The 6,288-nt window shown below is 74.6% G+C and carries 6 protein-coding genes and 1 pseudogene; 4 read left to right on the top strand and 3 right to left on the bottom strand.

Going from position 1 to position 6,288, the window contains the following annotated elements:
• Positions 1–31: 31 nt before the first annotated feature.
• The 3 genes from KBX39_RS20080 to KBX39_RS20070 are packed head-to-tail and all read right to left on the bottom strand — an operon-like array spanning position 32 to position 2,698.
• On the bottom strand, positions 32–742 hold the full coding sequence (locus KBX39_RS20080; RefSeq protein ID WP_187694261.1) for a TVP38/TMEM64 family protein: 711 nt from the start codon (positions 740–742) through the stop codon (positions 32–34).
• Positions 739–1,461, bottom strand: a complete 723-nt coding sequence (locus KBX39_RS20075) for a type 1 glutamine amidotransferase (RefSeq protein ID WP_043329464.1) — start codon at positions 1,459–1,461, stop codon at positions 739–741. Before KBX39_RS20075 ends, KBX39_RS20080 begins: the two co-directional genes overlap by 4 nt.
• Positions 1,451–2,698 (bottom strand): MurT ligase domain-containing protein, encoded by a 1,248-nt coding sequence (locus KBX39_RS20070; RefSeq protein WP_064446416.1) that lies wholly within the window; start codon positions 2,696–2,698, stop codon positions 1,451–1,453. Before KBX39_RS20070 ends, KBX39_RS20075 begins: the two co-directional genes overlap by 11 nt.
• Before the next feature lie 355 nt (positions 2,699–3,053).
• On the opposite strand from KBX39_RS20070, the gene mraZ reads away from it, so the two are divergent.
• The 4 genes and pseudogenes from mraZ to KBX39_RS20050 all read left to right on the top strand — a co-directional run.
• Complete coding sequence (mraZ, locus tag KBX39_RS20065; RefSeq protein WP_013287610.1) at positions 3,054–3,485, top strand: division/cell wall cluster transcriptional repressor MraZ; 432 nt, start codon at positions 3,054–3,056, stop codon at positions 3,483–3,485.
• A gap of 204 nt (positions 3,486–3,689) precedes the next feature.
• Entirely contained in the window at positions 3,690–4,799 is a 1,110-nt protein-coding gene (gene rsmH / locus KBX39_RS20060) for a 16S rRNA (cytosine(1402)-N(4))-methyltransferase RsmH (protein WP_043331095.1), read from the top strand.
• Entirely contained in the window at positions 4,796–5,377 is a 582-nt protein-coding gene (locus KBX39_RS20055) for a hypothetical protein (RefSeq protein ID WP_043329466.1), read from the top strand. The genes rsmH and KBX39_RS20055 overlap by 4 nt, the downstream gene beginning before the upstream one ends.
• Before the next feature lie 3 nt (positions 5,378–5,380).
• Positions 5,381–6,288 (top strand): annotated as a pseudogene (locus KBX39_RS20050) (penicillin-binding protein 2); the annotation flags it as partial.

Below are 6,288 nucleotides of genomic sequence, written 5' to 3'. Positions count from 1 at the left end.
GTACCACTGGCGGTACACGCCCCCCCGCCGGTCAGGTCGCTCGGCGTCGCCGTTCGGCCCGCCACCAGCGGTGGACGATCAGCACGCTGGCGATCAGGCCGAGGCTCGCAGGCGCCGCCGCGTACCAGTTGATCGACCCGGGCGTGGTCACCGCCGCGCCGATCGCCGCGTAACCGATGGCGGTGGGGGCGGAGGCGATCACGCTGCCGGCCAGGAACGGCACCACCCGGGCGGCGGTGGTGCCGTAGCCGTAGCTGACCAGGCCGAACCCGGCGATCGGCAGCAGCCGTACGGTGATCACGCCGAAGACGCTCTGCCGGGCGAACCAGCCGTCGAGGCGGGCCAGCCGGCCGCGTACCCGCTCGGCGACGAAGTCGCGCCCGAGCACCCGCCCCACCGTGAAGCCGAGGGCCGCCGCCAGCAGCGCCGCGCCGAGCGCGTACGCGGCGCCCTGCACCGGGCCGAAGATCGCGCCCGCGGCCAGCGTGACGAACGTGCGCGGCACCAGAGCCACCAGCAGCAGCGCGCCGCCGAGAACCGCCGCGGGCGGGCCGTAGCCGCCGAGCGAGTCGGCGAGCCGGGGCAGGTCGGCCGGATCCGGCCGCGGCACCAGCAGCAGCGTCACGCCGAACCCGGCGAGCAGCAGCAGGAGCAGCCCGAACCGGCGCGCCGAGGGCTGCCGCAGCAACCCGGCGAGCCGGCGGGCCACCGGTCGCCGCCCCGGCCGGGCGGCGTCGGTCACGGCCTCGGGGCGGCGGCCACCGCGGTGCGGCGTTCGGAGCGGAGCCGGTCGGCCCAGGTGTCGTCGAGCGGCGGAAGCTGGTGGATGCCGGTCGCCCAGCGCAGCAGCAGGTCGGCCAGGTCGGGGTTGCGCGCCAGCGCCGGGCCGTGCGAGTAGGTGCCGAGCAGCTTGCCCCGCCACGCGCCCTCGGTGGCGCCGTCGTTGCCGACGCCCGTGGTGACCCGGGCCAGCGGGGACACGCCGGGGCCGAGGTGGGTACGGCCGCCGTGGTTCTCGAACCCGGACAGGTGCGGGATGCCCAGCCGCGGGTCGACCTCGCCGGCCAGCTCGCCGACGGCCCGGGTGGGACCGCGGTCGGAGGAGAGGTCGAGCAGCTCCAGGCCGGCGCACTGGGTGCCCTTGGCGAAGAAGGAGGTGCCGAGCAACTGGTAGCCGGCGCAGACGCCGAACACCACCGAGCCCTGGGCCACCGCCCGGTGCAGGCCGCCGTCGGCGATCAGGCGCTGGGCGCCGAGCGCCTGCGGGCCGTCCTCGCCGCCGCCGAGCAGGTAGATGTCGGCGGTGGCGGGCAGCCGCTGGTCGGAGCGGACCTCCAGCACCTCGACCGGCATGCCGCGCAGCTGGGCCCGGCGGGCCAGGATCAGCGCGTTGCCCCGGTCGCCGTAGGTGGACAGCAGGTCGGGATAGATCCAGACGATGCGCAGGCTCTCAGTTGACACGGTCCAGCTCCGCTCGGATGTCCTGGAAGGCGGTGTAGTTGGCGATGACCTCCAGCCGGCCCGGCGGCACCGCGCGGACCGCCTCGTCGAAGCTGCGGACGTGCTGGAACGGCACGCCGTTGACCTCGAGCCGCACCGCCAGGTCGTACGCCCGGTCGCCGGTGATCAGCACCTGCCGGCCGGTCAGCGGGGAGAAGTCCACGTCGAACAGCCAGGACGTGTCCAGCCCGTCGGGGTCGCGGGCGTTGATGGACAGCAGTGTCGGCGCGACGTCGGCCATGTCGAACGCCTCCAGCCAGCTCGCCGGGTTCTTCGCCAGCAGCAGCCGGATGTTGCGCCCGTCGCGGTTCACCTGGGCGTAGCGCCCGGCCACCGAGGTGACGGTGCCGAGCCGGGAGACCGCGTCCACCGGGCGTACGCCGAACTCGGCGGCGACGGCCAGGGCGGTGGCCGCGTTGCCGAGGTTGACCTTGCCGGGGAGCTGAAGCTGGATCTTGTGCCAGGCGCCGGTGGGGTCGAGCACGCCGTCGTCCTCGACCGTCCAGTTCGGCTCGGGGCGGCGCAGCGGGCAGCCGGTGCACCACCACTGCTCGCCGGAGCGCTGGATGGTGGAGCCGCACTCGGGGCAGACCCAGGAGTCGTCGTGCCAGCGCTGCCCGGCGCTGAACCAGGTGACGTGCGGCGGCACGTGGCCCTGGGCCGGGTCGGCCGGCGGGGTGGCGGCCCACACCACCATCGGGTCGTCGGCGTTGGCGACCACCCGTACCCGCGGGTGCCGGACCAGGGCGGCGCGCCAGAGCTGCGCCATCATGGCGACCTCCTTGGCGCGGTCGAGCTGGTCGCGGGAGAGGTTGAGCAGCGCCACCACGTGCGGCTCGGTCGCCTCCAGCACCTGGGCGAGGTAGTGCTCGTCCACCTCCAGCACCGCGTACGGCGTGCTGCCGGCCTTGGCGAGCGCCGAGGTGTGGCCGGTGGGCATGTTCGCGCCGAAGGAGTTGGTGGCGACCCGGCCCAGCACGCCGACCGCGGCGGTGGTGAGCCGGGTGGTGGTGGTCTTGCCGTTGGTGCCGGACACCAGGGCGATGGCGCGCCCGGCCGAGAGGTGGGCGAGCAGGTCCGGGTCGATCTTGAGGCCGATCCAGCCGCCGATCACCGAGCCGTCGCCACGGCCCGCGGCCCGCGACAGCGCCGCGGCGGTGCGCGACACGGAGCTGGCCACCTTTGCCCGCAAGGGCATCTTCGCGTCCGTCACGCGAGCGAGGTTACCGGACCGCCACCTCCACCAGATCGCCGCCGACGGCGAACCGTTCGGCCGGGGACGTTCCGGCGGACGGGTGGAGCGCGCGGGGCCGGACGGCGTCGGTCGATGTCGGGTAGCGGACGGTGCCGGGCGCGCCCCACCCCCTCCACTCCGCCCCACCCGCGTTGACGTGCGGTTTTGCGCGCGGAAACGCCACGCCGCGCGGGCGATTCTGGTTGCAGGTGGAGGGAAGTGGAGTAGAGTGGGGCGCGATGGTGAGGCCGGGAGGGCCACACCGGCCCGGGGGGTCAGCGGCGCCGCGAACGCCGCTCAGGGCGAGGGGGTTGGGCCGATGTTCCTCGGCACCCACACTCCGCGCCTGGACGACAAAGGCCGGTTGATCCTGCCGGCGAAGTTCCGGGACGAACTGGCGGGGGGTGTCGTGATCACCAAAGGGCAGGAGCGCTGCCTCTACGTCTTCCCGATGCCCGAGTTCCAGCGGATCGCCGACCAGTTGCGCGCGCAGCCGATGACGAGCAAGGCGGCCCGGGCCTACAGCCGGGTCTTCTTCGCCAGCGCGCACGACGAGGTGCCGGACAAGCAGGGGCGGGTCACCATACCCGGCCACCTGCGGTCGTACGCGGCACTGGACCGGGATCTGGTCGTGATCGGAGCGAGCACCCGGGTGGAGATCTGGGACAAGGCGGCCTGGGAGGCCTACCTCGCGGAGAGCGAAGACGACTTCGCCGACATCGAGGAGGGGGTGCTGCCCGGCGGTCTGTAGGGCGTGACGGCGCCCGACGTACTGCGAGATCTCCAGCCGCTTTCGAGTTCCTGGCACCCCTTCCCCGGTGCCAGGCGCACGATCCGACACGGAGGGCCGCGGCCTCCGGCGGGCGGGAGCGGATGGGGATCTGGCGGTATGGCGAGGCGTCGTGGCGACGACGGACACGTGACGGAACGGTTGGCGAACGGGGTGGGGGTCGAGATGGGGGAGCTACGCGGCACGCACGTGCCGGTGCTGCTCGAGCGGTGTCTCGAGCTGCTGGCCCCCGCACTGGGCCGGCCCGGTCGCACCGTCCACGTCGACGCCACGCTCGGCCTGGCCGGGCACGCCGAGGCGGTGCTCACGGCGCATCCGGACACGGTGCTGATCGGCCTGGACCGGGACACCGAGGCGCTCGCCCACGCGCGGGTCCGCCTGGCCCGGTTCGCCGACCGGATCCACCTGGAGCACGCCGTCTACGACGAGCTGCCCGAGGTGCTCGACCGGCTCGGTTACCCGGCGATCGACGGGGTGCTGTTCGACCTGGGCGTCTCGTCGCTGCAACTGGACGCGCCCGACCGCGGGTTCGCGTACGCGCAGGACGCGCCGCTGGACATGCGGATGGACCAGACCCGGGGGGTGACCGCCGAGGAGGTGGTCAACACCTACTCCCACCCGGACCTGGCCCGCCTGCTGCGGGTGTACGGCGAGGAGAAGTTCGCCGGGAAGATCGCCTCGGCGATCATCCGGGAACGGGAGCGGGCCCGGATCACGTCGTCGGCCCGGCTGGCCGAGCTGGTCCGGGAGAGCATTCCGGCGCCAGCCCGACGAACTGGCGGACACCCGGCAAAGAGAACGTTTCAGGCTTTACGGATCGAGGTAAACAGAGAACTGGCAGCGCTGGAGACAGCGCTGCCGGCCGCTCTGGACAAGCTCACAGTGGGCGGCCGCATGGTGGTCCTGTCCTACCACTCGCTGGAGGACCGGCTCACCAAGCACGCGCTCGCCGACCGGGTCCGCAGCAAGGGCCCGGTCGACCTCCCGGTCGAACTGCCCGGGTCGGGCCCGACGTTCCGGCTGTTGAGCCGGGGCGCCGAGCTGCCCGGGGAGGCGGAGGTGGCCGCGAACCCGCGCGCCGCCTCGGTGCGGCTGCGGGCAGCGGAACGGCTCGACCCGGAGGCGGCCCGGCAGGGGCGTACCGACCGCGAACGGTACCGCCGCCGGGTGAAGGCGATGCACCAACCGGGGACGGGGTCACCGGGGTCCGGGACGGACCCCGCGTCGGCTCCGGGGGACGGGATCGGGACGGACGAAGAGGGGGAGGGGACATGAACGTCGAGAAGCGCGACGGCCGGGGAGCCGTCGGGCAGCGCGCACCGCGGTCGGGGGGCCGGACCGCGGCGCAGCGCACCACGCGGGCCACGACGGCGACCGACCGCCGGGAGGACACTCGCGCCCGGGGGGCGCGCGAGTTCCCGACGCAGGGCAGCGCCGCTCTGCGGCCGGCCGAGCGGACCCGGGTCACCGGCACGCCGGCGCCGCGCCTGCGGGTCGCCCCGCCGGCGCCGATCCGGGTGCCCCGGGCGCCTTTCGTCGCACTGATCCTGGTTCTCGTGGTCGGTGGGGTGCTGGGCATCCTGGCCGTCAACACCAAGATCAATGAGAACGCCTTCAAGCTGGAGAGGCTCCAGCAGCAGCAGGCCAAGCTCGACGTGGACGAGCAGGAGCTCAAGAAGGAGATCGCCAACCAGAAGGCGCCCGGCAACCTGACCGCCAACGCCCGCAAGCTGGGCCTGGTCGAGTCCGAGGACCCGGCCTACATCCGGCTGCCGGACGGGCAGACCATCGGGGTGCCGCACCCCGCCCAGGGCGCCCCGTCGGTCACCAGCCAGCAGGGCAACGGAGGCTGAGCGGTGCCGCCGAGATCGGAGGATCCGCGCCGGGACGCCACGGGCTCCCGGCGCGGATCGTCGCGGGGGTCGGAGCCGCGCGAGCCGGGTCTCGGCGGGATCTCCGACGCCCGGGCGTACACCCCACGCGGACGGACCGTGCGCGAGGGCGGCGGCGCCGAGCAACGGCGTACCCCCCGCAGCACCCGGTCCGGCGATCCGTTCCGGCCCGCGTTGCAGGTGCTCGACGGCGGCCGGGCCGGGCGTGCCGGCACGCGCGAGCCCACGGGTGACGGCGCCCGGACCGGCCGCCGGGCCACCGCCGCGGGCGGCCGGACCGGCGTGGTGCGGACCGTCTCGTCCCGGCCGGTGCGGGAGCCGTTCGACGACGAGGAGGACGCGCCGCCGCCGCGCCGCCGGTCCCAGCCGCGCCGTCCCGCCGCCCAGCCGCGCCGACCGGTCCGCAAGCCGCGCCGGCCCCCGCGGCTGGGCGATCCGCGCAGTCGGCTGCGCCTCGGCACGCTGCTGGCGCTGACGTTGTTCGCCAGCATCGGCGTGCGGGTGTTCTACCTCCAGACCGTCGACACCCCGGCGTACGCCGACGGCGGCCTGCCCAACCGGCTCGCCGTGGTCGAGCTGCCGGCCCCGCGCGGGGCGATCCTCGACCGCAACGGTGAGCCGCTGGCGCACAGTGTGGAGGCCCGGTACGTGTTCGCCGACCCGACCCGGGTCAAGGACCGCGCCGCCACCGCACGGGCGCTGTCCCCGTTGCTCGGCGTGCCCGCCTCGGACCTGGCCGAGAAGATGCGCGAGCGCAACCTGCCCGGCACCGACACCCCGTTGCAGTTCGTCTACCTGGCCCGGGGCGTCGAGATCGGCACCGCGAAGCGGATCATGGCGCTCGACCTGGCCGGCATCAACGTGCACCGGGA

This window comes from Micromonospora sp. D75, assembly GCF_018070405.1.
Classification (GTDB): Bacteria; Actinomycetota; Actinomycetes; order Mycobacteriales; family Micromonosporaceae; genus Micromonospora; species Micromonospora chalcea.
The sequence above is the reverse complement of the archived record's forward strand: the minus strand, read 5'-3'. Positions and strand labels throughout refer to the sequence as shown.